This is a genomic window from Exiguobacterium sp. s161, from assembly GCF_018619045.1.
GTDB classification, from domain to species: domain Bacteria; phylum Bacillota; class Bacilli; order Exiguobacteriales; family Exiguobacteriaceae; genus Exiguobacterium_A; species Exiguobacterium_A indicum.
The window spans coordinates 678,556-698,547 of sequence record NZ_JACSNH010000001.1 but is presented as its reverse complement, the minus strand read 5'-3'; the positions used below and the strand labels follow the sequence as shown (position 1 = coordinate 698,547).

Below are 19,992 nucleotides of genomic sequence, written 5' to 3'. Positions count from 1 at the left end.
CGTCATCCTTCCGCATGCCATGATTCGTCTTCAATCATTACAGTTCGCTTTTGTTTCTTTTCATCAATCAGACTCGTAACGCCTCCCGTTACGACACACAGTAATACCATCCCGATCGCTACAAAGGGATTACTAATCCAATCCAACTGAACACTAAAATAGATCAGTGTCACCATGATAATCGCTGCGATGGATAATACTGACTTCGCCTGAATCGAGGTTACATATGGAATCGTCACCGCAAACATCAATCCACAAATGATTGTCGCAAGTCCGATGATAATTCCAAGCTCAATTGCAATCGTCGTCCAATTCATACTCTTCCCTCCTCGTTTAACCGACCGCTTTACCTGTCGATTCATCGTCTACTGGTGAAGCCGGATCCCCTTGATTGTCCTCGTCTGGTACCGTTGGTGAATCTGGGCTGTCCGGTGAAGTAGGAGAATCTGGCGTTTCGACCGTACCGTCCGTTTGCGAATCCTCAGGGTTCGATTCATCCGGCGTTTCAGAATCCGTTCCGTCCTCAGATGGTGTTTCTTCGGTTGGTGGAACCACGATAGGCGCTTGTTCTTCTTGACTACTCTTTGTAATGACAGCTGGGACCGCCGCATAAAAATCTAAGGAAAGTAGCTTTTTCTTTTCGCCTTTAGCTGTTTTCATTACACGGTAGACTTCAATCGATTTTCCCTCTTCACCGGCTTGTGTATCGTTTGTCGTCCCGGCTGAAAGCGTAGCTGAGTAACGAGTAATGGTTCTAAATGGGATTGTCTTTTCTCCTTCCATCACAACAGTCACTGCTTCTTTTATTGGGGCTCCGCGCAGTTCAATCGTTACGTCGCTTCCCTCTTGCGTAGCGACGAGGCGATACACCGATGCTTGCGTATTTCGAACAGCAAAATCTGTTTTTTCGTCAATTTTGACATCGTAACCTAGTGTAATATCATCTGGGAGTGTCGCATGTGGCATGCGTTCCACGATTTCAAATGGTGTTTTTGCGAACAATTCGTATAATTTACTTCCAACGTAAGAAGCAGCGATTGGATCCATACCATACGTTTTCACATTCATTAATTGATCTGGCTTGATTTCGACGTTTGCCATGCCTGTAATCATCTGTTCTTCTGCTGCTGAACGTGTTGAAAACGTGATACTTGATACGACCTCACCTTCAGCAGACGACTCTGATGTTTGTGAAGGATCAAAATTCCCTTCAGCTAATGTCTTGCTTGTATTCGTTAACCATGTTTTAAACGCTTCCGTTTGTTCTTGTGAATAGCTGACAGGTTGCGTAGATAGAAAACTTTGTAGCATTTCGTCATCGATTGAGAGAATTAAGTCTCCTCCCGTTTTCAGAGACGCTTTTTTAACAGATTCCTCAGAATCAAATGTCACCAATTCAGTTGGTACCGGTAACGTTTCTTCTCCTGTACCCGTCGTCAACGGTGTTTTTTTGGACCATTCCGTAATCGCTTTTTGGACTGCGGATTCAGCTTCTTTACGACTCATCCCGCTTACAGGAACAGATCCAACTTTAGCCGTTTCAGAAAAAGTCGTCTGTTCAGTCGCCTTTCCGGTAAAGGAAATTAAGGCGAAAGATGGCACATAAATCAAAACCACGAGTAAGACGAGTAAAAGTGTATGTACAGCAAAACGCTTTGTATTGAGCATCATCTGTTTCCTTTCTGTATGAATTAATCATTTCAGGTGCCTAGTATTTCCATTATAATGAATATCATGATGAAACATAAGTCTATCCTGACAATTCTTTTCTCTAACTGTGAATGTCTGTAGGTTTTTGAACTTCATCCAATTGATGTTTTTTCCGATAGAAATGAAGAGGTGAGCATATGCAACACAAACAAGATGGATTTTCATTAATCGAGGTCCTTGTCAGTATTACGATTCTGTCGATTATCTCTGTCTCATTGATCAGTATCTTTTCGCAATCTCTTTCAGCATCACGCACTAGCACGGAATTGACGTTTGCGAACTATTTAGCTAAAAATGCTACTTCTTACATAAAGCGAGAAGCGATTGAAGCGACAACGAATGAAGCCTTTTCTTTTGTTTCATTATCTCAAGAAGCACTGAAGGCCGTTTATCTGAATGGAAATTATGTGATTCCAGAACCCGCCACTCCTTCTTGTGGTGTATCGGCTATTTGTACGTCAATTTTTACTGATCCTGAAATCAACAATATTTCATTTGATGTGAAGTACAGTGTGACACCTCATAAAATGGAAGGTGAAGTGAATCCGAATCTACTCGATCTTTATGTATACGTGTATGTAGAAGGAACGACTGAACCGATTACGACTTTGAAAGGATCGATTACGAATGCGACGCTCAACCAAAGTTTTCCAACAACAAAGTGAAGGATTCACACTCGTCGAACTACTTGTCTCAATCGTCGTTGCTTCTATTTTCAGTGCTGTCATCTTGACGGTATTCATTTCCGGAACGAAAAGTTTTCGAGCAACTGGTATCATTAGTGAATTACGTAGTGAAGCGGATAGTCGGATCGGTATCATTTTAAATGAGGTCAGTGGCTTTGATGCGATTCGCATCGATGAATCTAAAACACTCTCTTTTTATAAAAGAACGTTGCCTACGCTAAACAATGAGACGGGATTACTTGAACGAGCTAGTGGATTTCAACCGTTCAATGCAACAGAAGAAGCTTCAGCATCCGCCTCTACCGTGAAGCCTGTTACATATACATTCCTGACCGAACAGCAACAAGGCGATAAACTCGTCTATACGTCAGAGCCACAATCAATCGATGAGCAATCCGAACTTTTTCAAACCTTCACATTATCTAGTCCTGAATATCAAACGATCACTGGAAGTACGTATCCTGGTCGTTATGTCATCCATGGTATTTTGACCATCACGACTCGAATCCAGTCAACTGATCAAGAAGAAGTACAGACCTTCACGAGTACGATTGGATTTTAATTCAGAAAGGAACTAATCATGCGTAAATCTGAACAAGGCTACACCTTATTATTCGTACTCGTCACGCTAACGGTACTTTCCGTTCTTGCCATAGCCACGATTGGTATCAGTCTACAGTCCACACGATTAACTGAAATCCGTGAAACGGATATAGATGTCGAGACATCCACTCAAAATGATTTGGATCAAGCCGTTGCTGCATTACAGCAAATCGTCGTCAAGACGACGGGCACTTCACCTACGACATCTTCACAAGCACTATTCAGTAATTTGAATAGCTCAATTATCTTACCTTTAAAATCCATCGTCCCGAGTGTCTCGGTCGAAGTAAACGAGACCGCCTCGAATATCCGAGTTAAAGCATTAGATTTAACCGCAACAGTCGAGAAACAAAAGGGTGATCAGCCTGTGATTCGCAAGACATATCGCCAACGCGTGTATCTGTCTGCTATTCCAAGCTTCTTGTACTATACGCTTGGTTCGGATAACCAAGTCATTATCAAAGGTGCGCCCTTCATCGAAGGTAATATCTTCTCGCGAAATCCTTTAAAAGCAACCGCTACTCCTTATTTTAAATACAATAATGAAAATGGGACGTTCACAAATACACAAGCACTTCCTTATGTCGCTGGTCAAATTCGGGTGTTCCAAGAAAAAAATCTACCTTTGCTGCAATGTGAAGATTATTTATCTTGTGACCGTAGCATTTTTGATCCAAAAGGATCAACGGACCTCGTCTCAACGAAAGAGGCGCTTGTTCCATTCGACTTCAACTACGCTTTGAATGACTTTTTAAAGCTGCCGGTGAATACACCGATTACACAAATTACTACCTCCTTAAAGGACTCGGCTATTCCAAAATCGGTCTTAACAGGTCCGTTTCTGACGGCACTTGATACGAAACGACAGATGATTAGCCCGGCACCGAACACAAATAATACGATCACATTGACGGATGATTTAGTACAAGAGACGCTCGAGCCTTTGATCATCAATGGGAATCTGACAATTTCTTCACTGAATTCCGTTGATCAGCCGTTAGAAATCAAACGGCCGCTTGTCGTCCTAGGTAACCTCCTCGTTCGAGGGAATGTCGGTTTTGCGACAACGATTTATACGACAGGTACAAGTCGTCTCGATGATGCGAATATTCAAGGTCTCACTTCCTCAACGAAACAAAACACGTTAATTCTACTCAGTAAAGGAACACTCGTCATCAACCGGGTGAATAAATTTTCAACACCCCGAACGACTACGCCTGACTTAAATGCTTTCCTTTACAGCGATGACGATCAAATCAATACGATCTACTCTGTCGGGTCGACGATGAACGTACGTGGTGGCATCTTTACGAAAGGGAAACTAGAAGTAAACGCCTATCGTGGAAAACTCGATTTAGCAGAGAATCAGTTCCCTGCCAATGTGAGGGATTTAGAACGACTCATGATTGCCAATAAATCTGCGGATGCTGAGGCTTCTCGATTACGCATGGCCTATGATGCAACCGTTTTGAAAAATCCAACTTCCTTATTACCTTTAAATCGTTCTGTCCAAATGTATGTCGAAACACCAAAACGTATTCAACAGTAATCAGAAGAGCCCCTCATCAACTCGATGAGGGGCTCTTCGTTATTGCTTAGAATGTCGTAGCACGATACATTTTTGCAATCTTCTTTACTTGTTTCGTTTCTACCTTTGCCTTGTGCTGTTTCAACAATTCAAATAAATCTTTTCGATTTTGTTTGACTGTCTCATAGATCGGACGTTCTTTTCCTAAGTTCGGATTGGCACCAGCCCCTAAAAGTAACTCGATGACTGTCTCATTTTGATCAAGTGTGGCATAAAACAAAGGGGTATGACCGTACGCATCGATTCGATTTAAATCTTTAGACGTTGCGCGCTTGACGAGTAAAGCATACGCATCACTGGAACGATTCACACTTGTTGCCACATGAAGAACAGATTGTTTCTTCTGATTTAACTGATTCACTTTTGCTCCCTTTTTTAGCCAAGTAGCCACTGTATCCCGAGGAGCAAACTGCGCCGCATAAAACCAATTCATTTGATTTTGAGATGTCTTAGAATCTAATAGCAATTCAGCCTTTTCAAATGCAAGCGTCTCTTGAAAACGACCAATATAACGATTTTTTTCCGATGTAGACATGTCTGAACTTTTTAACGCGGATGCTAATTCCATAGGCTTTTCTGAACGTAACGCCTGTTCTAGTTCAGTTTTTCGATTCGATTGAATGACGTAACTTGTAACTCCGACTCCAGTCAAAATCACGATCAAAAGGATGACAACGATGCGTTTTCGTTTCATATCCAACTTCCCCACTTTTTAATATACATCTCCATCCAAGTCGGTTGATCCTGAATCTGAACCAATCGTCACCTTGAATGTTGTACTCAAAGGTGTTTTCTTATCATTTTTCAAGACTTCCAACACATCTTTATTTTCTTTTAGCACAGTGACTTTAATGCGAGCCACACCAGGACGTAACGGTTGCAACGCTTGGCCCGTCGGATCGATTTTGACGTACTCTTTCCCTTGCGTCACTTCCATCCGGTAAAATCGTTCAGTCGTCGTTTCCGGGAACCACCCTAAGAGTGGTCGTTTGTTTTCATCCTTCATCGTCATGATTAAATCATCAGCTGTTACGCTGGTCGGGTTCTCACGGACTCGAACGAGTGTCTTTGCTACCGTATCTGGGAAATCCGTCAACGTGAGTAATGCTTCGACAGCTCCATTTGGAGTACCGGTCTTACCTGTAATCGTATAACCGTTCGCTGTTGGTATCAGTTCAATCGCACTACTCAACGTAGACGTCGTAAATGATAACGGGTAATTCGGTTTGAATGTTGCCGTCACATCTTGTGTTGATCCGACCCAGAGTTCAAGATTACTTGGGGCGACCGAAAGTTCCGGTAGCTTCACTTGAATTGTATAGGTCGTAGACTGGGCAAGGTATGTCGAACTTCCTGCTTCTGCCGGAACGACAGCTTTAACTGTGATCGTTCCAGGTGTTTTCCCGGTCAAATCTAATGTGTTTTTCGATAAACCATTCGTTTTGACATGCGAATCATTCGTGATGATCCATTGAATCGGTGTCTCGTTTCCTGAAATCATCGAAGCGAGTCCCGTCATGGATTTCGTTTCACCAACGTACAGTGTATCCGGTACGTTTCTTACAATCAGTCCACCAAATACATCATTGATCACGAGATCAGATGTCGTCGTGAGTTCTTTTCCATTACCTACAGGAACGACTAATTTGATTTGTGTCGTACCGACTTTTTTCGGTTTAATGACTCCTGCTTCATCGATTGAGGCAATCGTCGGATCGACGATCGACCATTTCAACGTTCCGTATTGGCTACCTGTCGGATTAATTTCTGGCAAGACTTTATACGATGGTGTCGTGATATCCATCTTGACGGATGGAATCTTCGCACTTGTCGCAAATGCCGGTGTCAATGCGTAGCCAAGTGTCGGAAATGCTTGTGGATCATTATTTACTGTCGTTAGTTTATCTGAACGATTTGTTTCATTTTTATAGACATTTTTAGTTGATGTTAGCACATTATCTTTTTTATCGAGCGTGTAAATGCCCGCAGATTCTTTAGCTTTTACTTTTACTTTAAATGTTATTTCTGATTGTTTAGCTACCCACTGCCCTTGGTAAATGCCATCAAGTGCTTCATCGTATTCAATGTTTGGTGCGTAGCCTTTTATAGACTGTCCAGAAATAATAGCATCCTTTAACCCACTAGTTGAAACCACTTCTAAATTACTCGGTAATTTTTCATTGAACAGTATATTTTCCATCGTCACAGAAAATTTCCCTTTGATATAGCCATTCTCCCCAATAGCTTCTTGTTGCTTCATAGGTGTTGTTTTAATGGTATATGAAATTTCAGCCGTCTCACCATTAGGAATAGTAGCCGGATCAATAGAACGAGATAATACGAAAGGAGCAGAAACAGCAGGTCGAACAACTTGAACGGTCCGTGTCTCGATTGCCTTAGCTCCCCGCTGATCCTCTGCTTCGATTCGAATCGTAACACTTGTTTTACCTTTTAATTTTGATTCGAAGGATTGACTGACGAACGAGTTATTCTTCAACTTATTGTTTTCAAAGACTTTCTCATTATCAATATAGATCCGTGTCTTTAGCTCACGGTCTTGCAGATCATAGTCGTTGACTTGATACGAGATCGTCAACGGCTCATTCTCAAGATAGCTCGATTTGTCCGTTGGCAAGATATTCTTGATTAATGGCTTGTGGTTCGCACCGATGAAAGCACGATACATCGTATTCGAGAACAATTCTTTTTCTTGTTGTTGATCAAATTTTGTTGTGTGTCCTGCTCCAGAATACGTAACGTTCCCTTTTGTGTACATATAGTAGTGGTTGCGTGCGTCCCCAATCGTTCGACCTGCAGCCTGGTTCGAGGTATTCAGATCTTTTTCACGGATGTTATACCACGGAATAAGGTCCGGTTGCTCAAGATCCAAGCCGAAGTATTGATTGTGGGTCGTTGCTATCGCTACTGTATCTGCCAAAGCAAATGGATAAGAAGTCATGACTCCGGCATTTTGTTTGACTGCCTGCCCTGATGGTCGTTGCGCCCCGTATCCCATATTCGTAAAGTTCTTTTGACCAGCAAGATCAACAAATTTCGTTTCCCAGAATAATTCAGGTTTATCGGTTTGAGCTGGTCTGAAAATCGTGTCGTGTGTCAACATCAATCCTTGACCAGTATTCGTAAAATCAAGGATTGCATTCGATGCAGGATCGCTTAGTGCAGCAGCACCATATGAATCTTGAAACCCGAAAATCAACATGTCATAATTTGTATTTAAATTTTTCTTTTGAAAGTCCGAGTTGAATGTTGTTGCAGATAATACTTCGACATTAAAGTCATATAATCCGTCTTGTTTCAACAATGTACCCGACATGAATCCATTAATAGAGCCGGTTGATCCCGAACGCGTGACTTGTAAAATCTTCGCTTGGGCTACCTGATCCTTCATTAAGAAGCTACCGATCTTATAATCCGAAAGTCCATCTTCACTTACGACTTTAATCATCCAGTTCCGTGGTCCTGTATAACTCGGTGCATCAAATTGATAGGACAAGGAGCCAGAAATCGTCGCTGGTTTTTCATCGACCTTTTCGGATTCCTCAAACTGGTCATTACTATTGAAATCAATATACAATTGAACGCGTGTATTAGCCGTAGTTTGATCAAGCGTAAAATTAAAATCAATTGGTTTATCTGGTGAAGCCGGTGCTGCTTTATCCACCGATGTTAACGATTGACCAGCCTGCGAAACCGCTACTTTGCTTAAACGAGGTCGTTCAATTTTTTCGGATTGTAATCGGGAGACGACCTGTTTTGAATCCGTATAGGCAATCGCAGCACCAGACGTCATGCTTGGCTTAAAAATCGAAGTGAAATTACTCGTTGCATGTGTTAACACATCAGCGTGTAAAAAGACTGGTAATCCTTTTTGAATGTAATTCTTCAAAATTTCATTCGCTTTTAACTTCGTAATATCATTTTCGATGTTACTGGTATTATGCTGTTTGGATTTCGAATCAGATACTGTAATCGAATAACGGTCTGTTCCTGTAAAAATAGATGGATCAAAGACGATCGCATCAAATGCACCATCAAGTGAGAAACGAGACGCATTCAACTCTTTGACCGTCATCATCTTGATTTCGTATTGACTGGTATTCAACTCTTTTAACAATGATAACGACGTGATTGTCGTTCCCGGATCAATCCGGTTCGTCGCCGACCAATCATCACGAATCTCTAAAATCTTGAACTTCTCGCCTGTCGCCGCTTTTGAATGCGGTTCATGTATATACGTAAAGCTTGAAAAAATCAGTAAGCTTGCTACTAACAAACGGACCCACTGTCTCATCGCTCATCGTCTCCTCATCATGTCTTTGAAATCCGGGACTATACTTCCCCAATTTCATTATAACGAGCGAAATCGCATTTTCCCTATTTTGTAAAAGAGTTTGTGTACATTTGACGCACTTCACTGATGAAATAGAGTGATCCCGTCACGACATATGTTCGATTTGCGCTTAAGTGACCTAAGAATGCTTTGACCGTCGTTACGTTCGCGCCCTCTTGCTGCAACTCCTCTCGCGTCCGAGCTCGTGGGAAATCAAACGTCGTCTCGTAAATATCCGGTGTAATGCTACGTAACTGCGCTAGCATCGCTGTCCGGTCTTTGTCACGTAAAATCGAACAGAGCAACGTCACCGGTTTTGATTCCTCTTTTAACCGTTCAACAAGTGCCGTGATCCCTTCCGGATTATGCGCACCATCGAGAATGATCCGTGGTTTGCGTGAGATGATCTCAAACCGTCCCGGATGTTTTGCCTCCCGTAGCCCTTTTCGGATCGCCGCTTTCGACCATCCAAGTCGTCGCGCACAAATGACGGCGTTCGCTGCATTATGGACTTGATGATGACCTTCGAGACCTAAGCGTGTCTCCGGAATCCCATCATATGTCGCCCAAGTTCCTGTCTCTTTCAGACGGTAACGGATGATCGCTTCCTGACTCCATTTCAACGTCGCATTTCGGTCACCGCAATACGCCATTAACGGTACCGTCAGCTCTTCCTGCAGTTTTCCGGCGATGACCGGTGTCCCTTGTTTGATGATCCCGAACTTCTGTAAAGCAATCTCTTGGAGCGTATCTCCGAGAATCGCTTGATGATCGTGCCCGATCGACGTGATGATCGCTGCGACCGGCTTCTTGAAGACGTTCGTCGAATCATACAATCCACCGAGTCCGACTTCATAAATGACGAAATCGGGACGAATCTGATTAAAATAATAGAAAGCAAGTCCCGTTAATGCCTCGAACTCAGTGACCGTACCGAGTGCCGGATCGATATGCTGGATGGCAGCTTGAACAGCGATCGCAGCGGCGACGAGATCATCTTCTGCGATCGGTACCCCGTTCAACATAATCCGTTCCTCGAACTGAATGATATACGGCGACGTGAACGTCCCGATGCGTAATCCTTCCGCAATTCCCATCTCACGTAAGAACGCAACCGTCGATCCTTTCCCGTTCGTGCCAGCGACATGAATCGTCGGAATCGCGTCCGGGTCAATCTGTAATTCCAGTAACATCGCCTGCATCCGTTCAAGACCTGGTTTGACGCCAAATGCTAGTAAGCTCGATAACCAATCCAATACATCTTCTCGCGTCCTCATGTTGTTCGCTCCTTTAAAAAAAGTGGCTCAAGGAAACTTGAGCCACTGCTGTAATTAGTGTGAGAGTTCGTTGATGCGTGCTTCGACAGCTTGACGTTTTTCCGTATAATCAAGTGCCTTCGCCTTTTCTTCATCAATAACATGTGCCGGTGCTTTGCCAACGAAGCCAGGGTTGTTGAGTTTTTTCTCGACCCGTTCGACTTCTTTCGTATACTTGACGAGTTCTTTATTCAAGCGCGCGATTTCTTCCTCGATGTTGATCAAGTCCGCGAGTGGGATGAACAATTCTGCTCCCGTTACGATCGCACTCATTGCTTTTTCTGGTGCTGGCATCTGTTCTTCGATTCGAAGTTCAGATGCGTTCGTGAACTTTTGCAAGTACGAGCTGTTTGACGACAGGTCGTCTTGAACACGTGCGTCATTCGTCGAGATGAACAGTTGGATCTGTTTCGACATCGGTGCGTTCACTTCCGCGCGGATGTTACGAACCGAACGGATGACGTTCTGAACCGCTTCGAATGCTGGAACGGCTTCCGGGAAGTCGAGTGACGCTTCACGTGTTGGCCATGCAGCACGTGTGATCGTCTCGCCTTCATGCGGTAAGTGTTGCCAGATCTCTTCCGTGATGAACGGCATGAACGGGTGCATCAGACGCATGATCCGATCGAGCGTATAGGCAAGAACCGAACGCGTCGTCTGTTTCGCTGCTTCATCTTCCCCGTTGAGCGGTAACTTCGCCATCTCGATGTACCAGTTACAGAAGTCTTCCCAAATGAAGTGATAGAGAATACGTCCCGCTTCACCAAACTCGTATTTGTCAGATAAACGCGTTACGTCGTCAATCGTCGTCTGTAGGCGTGTCAGGATCCATTTATCTGCGAGTGACTTCTCGCCTGTCAAATCGATCTGATCAAACGTTAGACCATCCATGTTCATCAAGGCAAAGCGGCTTGCGTTCCATAGTTTGTTCGAGAAGTTCCATGTTGCTTCGATCTTTTCCCAGTAGAAGCGGAGGTCGTTGCCTGGTGTTGATCCTGTCGTTAAGAACCAACGAAGAGAATCGGCACCATACTTCTCGATGACATCCATCGGGTCGATTCCGTTCCCAAGTGATTTCGACATCTTGCGTCCTTCCGAATCACGAATCAATCCGTGAATCAAGACGTCTTGGAATGGACGTTGTCCTGTGAATTCGTACGATTGGAAGATCATCCGTGATACCCAGAAGGCGATGATGTCGTAACCTGTGACGAGTGTCGACGTCGGGAAATATTTTTGATAATCCGCTGCGTCTTTGTTCGGCCAACCCATTGTTGAGAACGGCCAAAGCGCTGACGAGAACCACGTGTCGAGAACATCGTTGTCTTGCTCCCAGTTCTCGATATCGGCTGGTGCTTCCTTGCCAACGTATACTTCGCCTGTTTCTTTATGGTACCAAGCCGGAATCCGGTGTCCCCACCAGAGTTGACGGCTGACACACCAGTCACGGATGTTTTCCATCCAGCGCACATACGTGTTCTCAAAGCGTTGTGGAACGAAGTTGACCTTGTCTGGTCCTTGTTGTTCCTCGAGTGCTTTTTGCGCGAGTGGTTCCATTTTGACGAACCATTGGAGTGAAAGATACGGCTCAACGATCGCGTCTGAACGCTCCGAGTGACCGACAGAGTGCAAGTGTGGTTCGATTTTGATTAGAACACCTTCTGCTTTTAAATCTTCAACGATTTGTTTCCGGCATTCGAAGCGATCCATACCTTCGTATTTCCCTGCGTTCTCGTTCATCGTTCCGTCTTCATTCATGACGAGGACACGTGGTAACTCGTGACGGTTACCGACTTCGAAGTCGTTCGGGTCGTGCGCTGGTGTGATCTTAACGACACCTGTACCGAACTCCATGTCGACATAGTCATCGGCAACAATCGGAATCTCGCGACCAACGATTGGTAACGTGATTGTTTTTCCGACGAGGTGAGCATAACGCTCATCCTTCGGGTTCACGGCGATCGCTGTATCACCGAGCATCGTCTCAGGACGTGTCGTCGCTAGTTCAACGTGACCTGAACCGTCCGTTAGTGGATAGCTGAAGTGATAGAACGCACCTTCTATATCCTTGTAGATGACTTCGATATCCGAGATCGCTGTTTTCGTCGCTGGGTCCCAGTTAACGATGTATTCGCCGCGGTAGATCAAGCCTTTTTCGTAAAGTTTCACGAAGACTTCTTGAACCGCTTCTGACAATCCTTCGTCAAGCGTGAAACGCTCCCGTGAATAGTCGAGTCCAAGACCGAGTTTTGCCCATTGTGCACGGATCGTTGACGCGTACTCTTCTTTCCATGCCCATGATTGCTCGAGGAATTTCTCGCGCCCCATTTCAAGACGTGATTGTCCTTCTGCCCGCAGTTTTTGTTCGACTTTTGCTTGCGTCGCGATACCGGCATGGTCCATTCCTGGTAGGTAAAGAACGTCGAATCCTTGCATCCGCTTCATCCGTGTCAGCATGTCTTGTAACGTTGTGTCCCACGCGTGACCAAGGTGCAATTTACCTGTGACGTTCGGTGGTGGAATGACGATCGTGTACGGCTCTTTTTCTGGATCCTGATCGGCTTTGAAATAGTCACCTTTCACCCAAAAGTCGTACCATTTTTCTTCCGTTGCCTGCGGATCATACTTCGTTGGCATTGATAATTCCTGCATCCTGATCGCTCCCTTTTTGTCCATAATAAAAACGGCTTCTCTCGTCCTATGCTAAGGACGAAAGAAAGCCGTTGCTTTTTTCCGCGGTACCACCTTAGTTCATCCACAATCGGATGCCCTCGAGCCACGTAACGTGTGGAGAACGGATATCGCTCGTAAGACTCACGATACCAGCTCGTGGGGTGACCTTCCTCCTGTTCGCCCGTCACATCTTTCAGCCAAGGATGTGTTCTCTACACCGGTACGAATACAGGACTACTCTTCCCGTCATCGCTGTTGCCATTTTCTTCTTTACTTATTTTAGCCGAGAGTTCAAGCAATCGTCAAGAACTGCTTAACGACCAAATTCAACTTGGAGTTCTTGGAACGTCAATTCGACGGCTTCGATCGTCCGCTCGATGTCTTCGTCCGTGTGGGCGATTGACAGGAAGAGACCTTCGAATTGTGACGGTGGTAAGAAGACACCACGCGCCGCCATCTTTTGATAATACGAACGGAACATCTCAAGATTCGATGTTTTCGCTTTTTCGAAGTTCGTGACGCGCTCATCCGTGAAGAAGACACCGAACATCGCGCCTGCACGGTTCGTCGTCAACGGAATGTTATACTTCGCCGCAGCGTTCAGGTAGCCTTCTGACAAACGGCTCGCTTTCCGGTCGAACTCTGCATAGTGTTCTGGTTTCAATTGTGTCAATGTCGCTAGACCTGCTGCCATCGCGAGTGGGTTCCCGGATAACGTACCTGCTTGATAGATTGGACCTTGTGGTGCGATCTGCTCCATGATGTCACGACGTCCACCGTAAGCACCAACTGGCATTCCGCCGCCGATGACTTTACCGAGACACGTGATATCCGGTGTGACACCGAAATGTCCTTGGGCACAGTGGAATCCGACACGGAAACCGGTCATGACTTCGTCAAAGATCAGTAAAGCGCCGTTTTCTGACGTGATTTCCCGTAAGCCTTCGAGGAATCCTGGTTCTGGTGGCACGAAGCCCATGTTCCCAGCAGCCGGTTCGACGATGACACCGGCGATATCGTCGCCATGTTTTTCGAACGCGATCCGGACAGCGTCCAAATCATTGTACGGAACTGTCAGCGTCATGCTCGCGATTTGCGCCGGAACGCCTGGTGAATCTGGTAATCCGAGTGTCGCGACACCTGAACCTGCTTTGATCAAGAGCGAGTCACCGTGACCATGGTAACAGCCTTCGAACTTCAAGATTTTCGTCCGACCTGTGTAGCCACGTGCGAGACGAAGGGCAGCCATCGTCGCTTCAGTCCCTGAGTTGACCATCCGGACGACTTCGACCGACGGCACACGACTGATGACGACTTCCGCCATCGCTGATTCGATTTCCGTTGGTGTCCCGTAGCTCCAGCCACGCGTTGCTTGTTCTTGAATTGCTGACGTGACGATTGGATCGGCATGACCGAGAATCATTGGTCCCCATGACAAGACATAATCGATATATTCTTTTCCGTCGATATCATAGAGCTTCGATCCTTTCGCATGATCTGCGAAAATCGGTGTCATCCCGACCGATTTATAAGCACGGACCGGACTGTTGACACCACCCGGCATGAGCGGGAGTGCCCGCTCGAATGCTTCTTTTGATTTTGAGTTCTGGTTAATTAAGCTCATTTCGACCCCTCCAGGTAACGACAAATGTCTTTTGCGAAATAGGTGATGATTAAATCAGCGCCTGCTCGTTTAAAGCCAAGCATCGTCTCAAGGACGATTCGTTCTTCATCGATCCAGCCGTTCAAGGCAGCGGCTTTGACCATTGCATACTCACCCGATACGTTATATGCGACAATTGGTAAATCGATTCGCTCGCGCACATCGCGAATGATATCCATGAACGCAAGTGCAGGTTTAACGATCATGAAGTCAGCTCCTTGATCGACGTCCGCTGTTGCTTCGCGGAACGCTTCGCGACGGTTTGCCGGGTCCATTTGATAACCTTTCCGGTCGCCTTCTCCCGGTGCCGAGTTCGCTGCATCACGGAATGGACCGTAATAAGCAGACGCATATTTAACACCGTAGCTCATGACCGGAATGTGGCTGAAGCCGTTCTCGTCTAATCCTTGACGAATCGCTGCGACGAATCCGTCCATCATCGATGATGGCGCGATGACGTCGGCACCTGCTCGGGCTTGTGAGATTGCTGTCTTGACGTGAAGCGGTAATGACGCATCATTATCGACCGTACCGTCGGCGACGATTCCACAATGACCTGTCGACGTATATTCACATAAGCATGTGTCGGCGATGACCGTTAGCTGCGGGGCAACCTTCTTGACGAGACGTGTCGCTTCTTGAACGATTCCGTGATCGTGAAACGCACCTGATCCTTGCTCGTCTTTCAAGTGGTCGTGCGGGACACCGAATAAAATGACAGATTCGATTCCGAGTGCGACGACTTCTTCAATCTCAGCCGTCAGATGATCGAGTGATAAGTTGAAGACGCCAGGCATCGAACTGACTTCGCGTTTAATGTCTTCGCCTTCAGCGACAAAAATCGGATAAATCAAATCTGATTTATGCAACTGATTCTCGCGGACGAGTGACCGGAGTGATGCGGTATGACGTAAACGACGGTGACGTGCGTATTCTAATGTGTTCATGCTGATTCCTCCTCAATGATACGATCAATCATGCCGTCCACCGTGAATTCACGGGCGACATGGATCGGTTGAAGTCCGGCTGCTTTTGCTGCTTGCTCCGTGACCGTCCCGATGACGATGAATATCGTCTGTGGGGCTAACGGCGCAATCGCTTCGACAGCGGAAGGACTCTGCAGTCCAATATAGGTGGCAGTTCTGACAAGTGCTTCAGGTAGTCGACGGGTGACGGTTTCATAGGTGATGATATCTTCAATTGTGAATCGATTCAGTTTCCGTAACTGATCGACTGGTGCTTGACGCGACCGATTCCCACGCGCAAAAACGATATGATCGCCGTCAGACAAGTGTGGTCCGAGTTCTGCGACGAGTGCGTCTCCTGTAAAGGTCGACGGACAGAAGTCGGCCGTTCGACCGTACTTCGCAAGTGCGTCTGCCGTCTTTCGTCCAACGACCGCGATACGTGTTGCTGTTAATTCAGGCAACGCATCAGCAATCCGGTGGACACCATTCGGACTCGTCACGATGAGCCAATCCATTCCCTTCGGCAATGTAAACGAAACCGGTCGCGTTTCAATGACAGGATAGTGCACTGACTCGATCGCGACGGCGCGCAGTCGCGCCATCTGCTCGGTCGTCGGTGGTCGGCTGCCCGTGAAGAGTACCTGCTTACAAGTCATCCGGAAGTGTCGCGAGAATCTCACGACCGCCCGAAGCAAGCAGACGTTCTGCAACATCTTGACCGAGTTGCATCGGGTCAAGACCTGATTCGCGCTCGAGTAGGATTTGCTCACCATCGACGGATCCAATGAATCCGACAAGTGTCGTTGACATGTCTTCGTTGATCGTTGCGAATCCACCGACCGGAACGTGACAGCTACCTTCGATCGCCGCTAAGAACGCGCGCTCTGCGTAAGCTACTTTTTCCGTCATCTGATCATGGATCAGGTGCAGAAGGTCACGTACTTCTTGATCATGTTCGCGACATTCGATACCGAGGATTCCTTGACCGACGGCTGGAATCATGTCATCTGTCGAGAGATATTCCGAGACGACGTCTTCAGACCAACCCATCCGTTGTAGACCAGCTGCTGCGAGCAAAATTCCGTCAAACGGACCATTCTTTAATTTATCGAGTCGTGTGTCGATGTTTCCGCGAATCGATTCGATTTTTAAATCAGGGCGGAGTTTTAGCAATTGCGATCCACGACGTAAGCTACTCGTGCCGACAACTGCACCTTCTGGCAAGGAAGCAAGACCTTCGCCTGTTTTCGTGATCAAGGCATCACGCGCATCGACACGTGCTGGTGTGGCACCGATGATGAGACCATCCGGTAATTCAGAAGGTAGATCCTTCATGCTGTGAACGGCAAAATCGATTTCTTCGTCAATCATCTGTTGCTCGATCTCTTTTACGAATAATCCTTTACCGCCGACTTTCGAGAGCGTCACATCCAAAATGCGGTCCCCTTTTGTGATGATGTTCTTGATTTCGAACTCATACGGCGCGCCGGCTTGTTTCAACTGGTCAATGACCCATTTCGTCTGTGTCATCGCTAGCTTCGAGCTTCGCGATCCAACAATGATTTTTCGCATGCTAAAATCCCCCTGTACAATGATAAAGGGGCGGCACAAGTCCGCCCCATGCATTTTCTATTGTAACACAAATCGTGCTTTGTTCACCGGTTCACAGCTTTTGCAGAAGGTGTCGTCTCTTCTGATGTCATGACATCATCTTCGAGCCCTTCGAACAAGTCTTCGTTTAATGCAAACGTATCCATGAACTGCGCAATCCGCTCATCGGCATCTGGCTTCGCTGCCGCATCTTTAATATAAGACAACGGCTCACGCAACAACTGGTTGATGATTGATTTCATGTGTTTGCCAATGACGGTTTTTTCGCGTTTTGACATATCCGGTAATTTCCGTTCCAAGCTTTGCATCGTTTCTTGTTGAATCCGCAATGCCTGGTCTCGTAATTCCGTGATGATCGGTACGACACCAAGTGTCGTCATCCAACCTTCGAACTCAGCGATTGCTGCTTCGATCCGTTGTTCGATTTTCGCCGCTTCCTTCATCCGTTCCGCCATGTTTTGTTGGACAATCGATGTCAAATCATCGACATCGTACAAATGAACACCCGGTAAATCACCGACGGTCGGTTCAATGTCCCTTGGTACGGCGATATCGATCAAGAGGAATGGACGATCGTGCCGGAACAGCTGTGCTGCCGCGATGTCTTCCCGTTTGATGATGGCACGTTTGGCACCTGTTGAAGAGATGACGATGTCTGCCCGAAGCAAACCGCACTGCATCTCGTTAATCGAATGTGCCGATCCTTCGAACCGATTCGCGACCTCTTCTGCTTTAGCTAACGTCCGGTTAAAGACCGTGATATCGCGTGCCCCTGCTTCATATAGGTTGAGCGTCGTCAATTCGCCGGTTTCTCCCGCACCGATGACGACGATTGATTTATCTTCAAGCGATCCAAGTAACTGTTCGGCAAGCGTGACAGCAGCAGCACTGACAGAAACGGCATTTTCACCGATTCCAGTTTCTGCGTGAGCCCGTTTGGCGAGCGTGACCGCTTCTTTGAAGAGTTTATTGAAGACCGTTCCTGTCGTTTCAAGCTTCTGCGCCATGAAGAAGCTTGTCTTCACTTGACCAAGGATCTGCGTTTCACCGACAATCATCGAATCAAGTCCACTTGTCACGCGGAACAGATGCTTCATCGCATCAAACCCTTCATGAATGAAGAGATACGGCTCGAGTTCCTCCATCGTCAAACCGAACCAGTTTGCAAGGAAACGTTTCGTATAATATCGTCCTGTATGTGGCTGATCCGTCACGACGTACAGTTCCGTCCGATTACATGTCGAGACGATGACACTTTCAAAAATACTTTTTTCATCGCGCAATGCGACGACCGCTCCCTTCATCTCATGCTCCCCAAATGAGACTTGTTCGCGTATTGATACAGGCGCTGTTTTGTTATTCAAGCCGACCACTACGATATGCATGCGCTCTACCCCTTACGTCCAAAGATTTCGTTCCGATCTATCTTTTCGTTCTCTATCCTACATTATAACCATTATAAAAAAGATTCCAATCAATTTATAAACTAAAATGAGTCGAAGTTGTGAAATCTTCTTCATTTTTTCTCTTCTTCTACCTTATCCCTCTCTCATGAAAATCACAAACCCTCTGCTCCTAAAAAGGTCAGAGGGTTACACTTTACTTCAAGGATTCAGGTGATACCGTCACGTCCGGTACGTCGAGACGTTGCTGACGTAAACGATAGATCCGAGCGATATTTTGAATGACGACTTTTGTGACCGCATAGGTCGGAACTGCTAGGATGACACCAATGATTCCACCGATTTTCCCAGCAACGAGCAAGACGATGATGATCGTCAGCGGATGAACCTTGAGTGTTTTTCCTTGGACATAAGGAGAAATCAAGTTCGACTCAATTTGCTGCGCGACGACGATCGTGATGATCGCATAGACGGCTTTGATCGGATCATCGATGAACCCGACGATGACCGCCGGTACAGCACCGATGTAAGGTCCAAGATACGGAATGATGTTCGTGACCGTACAGAATAAGGCAAGCAGTAACGCATATTGAATATCTGAGATGAAGAAGCCAATCAATGACATGAGACCGACACAGATTGAGACGATAACCTGTCCATTGACATAATGCTTCACTGTCACATGCATATCGTGCAAGATTTTACGCGTTTCTGTTTCATAGCTTTTCGGCAACAGCTTCACGACGGAATCCGGAAACTTATAGCCGTCAAGCAACATATAAACTAAGATGAACGGCACTAAGACAATGATTAAGACGGTCGAAGAGATGACACCGAAAATCGTTCCGACAGACGTCGAGACAGACTTAAAGACTGTACCGATATACGACGTCGCTTCATTCGTCCACTTGTCAAACAAGTCTGTATTCTCGTGAACCCATGTCGAGATGAAACGATTGTCCATCAATTGATCGCGTAAGTTTAACGTCTGATCGCGCAATTCGATGACGAGCGTCGGAATGCTTGTCGCAAAATCCGTCACCTGCTCGACTAAGATTGGTCCGATCGAAGCGACAGCAATCGTCAGAACCGTGATGAAACCAAGCAAGACAATCAACACGGCAAGACCACGTTTCTTGACGCGTTTTTGCAATGCATCTACGATACCGAGCGTGAAATAATAGAAAATCCCCGCAATGATCAGCGGCGGGAAGATCAATGCCAGCATGACTTTAATCGGCTGGAATAAAAATGAGATCTTTGTACCGACCCAGATAACGAGAAAAATCACTAATACCCAGATTAATGCCTTAAACCATTTGTTTCGAAGCAAATCCAAACCATTCACACTCCCATTTATTACATAGTCATTATAGCTATTCTTACACACTATATTACGAAATAATAGTTTTTTCATAAA

The 19,992-nt window shown here is 46.0% G+C and carries 15 protein-coding genes and 1 other annotated feature; of the genes, 3 read left to right on the top strand and 12 right to left on the bottom strand.

Features of this window, described 5'->3' with window-relative positions; all coding sequences use genetic code 11:
- Nucleotides 1-2 precede the first annotated feature (2 nt).
- Together KNQ14_RS03325 and KNQ14_RS03320 are read right to left on the bottom strand one after the other, a co-directional pair.
- Nucleotides 3-317, bottom strand: a complete 315-nt coding sequence (locus tag KNQ14_RS03325) for a hypothetical protein (protein WP_023468961.1) — start codon at nt 315-317, stop codon at nt 3-5.
- A gap of 16 nt (nt 318-333) precedes the next feature.
- Nucleotides 334-1,671: a G5 domain-containing protein gene (locus KNQ14_RS03320; protein ID WP_214746527.1), complete on the bottom strand. Its 1,338-nt coding sequence runs from the start codon at nt 1,669-1,671 to the stop codon at nt 334-336.
- A 176-nt stretch (nt 1,672-1,847) separates the two neighbouring features.
- On the opposite strand from KNQ14_RS03320, the gene KNQ14_RS03315 reads away from it, so the two are divergent.
- From KNQ14_RS03315 to KNQ14_RS03305, 3 genes are read left to right on the top strand one after another with little or no spacing between them, the layout of a single operon-like run.
- The gene (locus KNQ14_RS03315; protein ID WP_023468963.1) at nt 1,848-2,375 is read left to right on the top strand and encodes a type IV pilus modification PilV family protein; all 528 of its coding nucleotides are present in this window, start codon (nt 1,848-1,850) and stop codon (nt 2,373-2,375) included.
- On the top strand, nt 2,338-2,958 hold the full coding sequence (locus tag KNQ14_RS03310; protein ID WP_023468964.1) for a PilW family protein: 621 nt from the start codon (nt 2,338-2,340) through the stop codon (nt 2,956-2,958). The genes KNQ14_RS03315 and KNQ14_RS03310 overlap by 38 nt, the downstream gene beginning before the upstream one ends.
- Nucleotides 2,959-2,976: 18 nt before the next feature.
- Nucleotides 2,977-4,548, top strand: a complete 1,572-nt coding sequence (locus KNQ14_RS03305; protein WP_023468965.1) for a type II secretion system protein — start codon at nt 2,977-2,979, stop codon at nt 4,546-4,548.
- A gap of 46 nt (nt 4,549-4,594) precedes the next feature.
- Here KNQ14_RS03305 and KNQ14_RS03300 read toward each other — a convergent pair whose 3' ends face one another.
- From KNQ14_RS03300 to KNQ14_RS03255, 10 genes are all read right to left on the bottom strand, one after another.
- Nucleotides 4,595-5,281 (bottom strand): ankyrin repeat domain-containing protein, encoded by a 687-nt coding sequence (locus KNQ14_RS03300; protein WP_023468966.1) that lies wholly within the window; start codon nt 5,279-5,281, stop codon nt 4,595-4,597.
- Between the two features lie 18 nt (nt 5,282-5,299).
- Complete coding sequence (locus tag KNQ14_RS03295; protein ID WP_214859618.1) at nt 5,300-8,899, bottom strand: DUF5057 domain-containing protein; 3,600 nt, start codon at nt 8,897-8,899, stop codon at nt 5,300-5,302.
- An 83-nt stretch (nt 8,900-8,982) separates the two neighbouring features.
- Nucleotides 8,983-10,215, bottom strand: a complete 1,233-nt coding sequence (locus KNQ14_RS03290) for a bifunctional folylpolyglutamate synthase/dihydrofolate synthase (RefSeq protein WP_075642589.1) — start codon at nt 10,213-10,215, stop codon at nt 8,983-8,985.
- Between the two features lie 54 nt (nt 10,216-10,269).
- Nucleotides 10,270-12,906 carry a valine--tRNA ligase gene (locus KNQ14_RS03285; RefSeq protein ID WP_075642590.1) on the bottom strand — a complete coding sequence of 879 codons (2,637 nt, stop codon included), beginning with the start codon at nt 12,904-12,906 and terminating at the stop codon, nt 10,270-10,272.
- Between the two features lie 50 nt (nt 12,907-12,956).
- Nucleotides 12,957-13,186 (bottom strand) — a binding site (T-box leader).
- 54 nt (nt 13,187-13,240) lie between these two features.
- Nucleotides 13,241-14,551 carry a glutamate-1-semialdehyde 2,1-aminomutase gene (gene hemL / locus KNQ14_RS03280; RefSeq protein WP_055968728.1) on the bottom strand — a complete coding sequence of 437 codons (1,311 nt, stop codon included), beginning with the start codon at nt 14,549-14,551 and terminating at the stop codon, nt 13,241-13,243.
- Entirely contained in the window at nt 14,548-15,537 is a 990-nt protein-coding gene (gene hemB / locus KNQ14_RS03275; RefSeq protein ID WP_023468970.1) for a porphobilinogen synthase, read from the bottom strand. Before hemB ends, hemL begins: the two co-directional genes overlap by 4 nt.
- The gene (locus KNQ14_RS03270) at nt 15,534-16,238 is read right to left on the bottom strand and encodes a uroporphyrinogen-III synthase (RefSeq protein ID WP_371743319.1); all 705 of its coding nucleotides are present in this window, start codon (nt 16,236-16,238) and stop codon (nt 15,534-15,536) included. The genes hemB and KNQ14_RS03270 overlap by 4 nt, the downstream gene beginning before the upstream one ends.
- Nucleotides 16,204-17,130: a hydroxymethylbilane synthase gene (gene hemC, locus KNQ14_RS03265; protein WP_023468972.1), complete on the bottom strand. Its 927-nt coding sequence runs from the start codon at nt 17,128-17,130 to the stop codon at nt 16,204-16,206. The genes KNQ14_RS03270 and hemC overlap by 35 nt, the downstream gene beginning before the upstream one ends.
- Before the next feature lie 83 nt (nt 17,131-17,213).
- Entirely contained in the window at nt 17,214-18,554 is a 1,341-nt protein-coding gene (gene hemA / locus KNQ14_RS03260; protein WP_035396598.1) for a glutamyl-tRNA reductase, read from the bottom strand.
- Nucleotides 18,555-18,768: 214 nt separating this feature from the next.
- The gene (locus KNQ14_RS03255; RefSeq protein WP_214859617.1) at nt 18,769-19,911 is read right to left on the bottom strand and encodes an AI-2E family transporter; all 1,143 of its coding nucleotides are present in this window, start codon (nt 19,909-19,911) and stop codon (nt 18,769-18,771) included.
- Nucleotides 19,912-19,992: the final 81 nt, after the last annotated feature.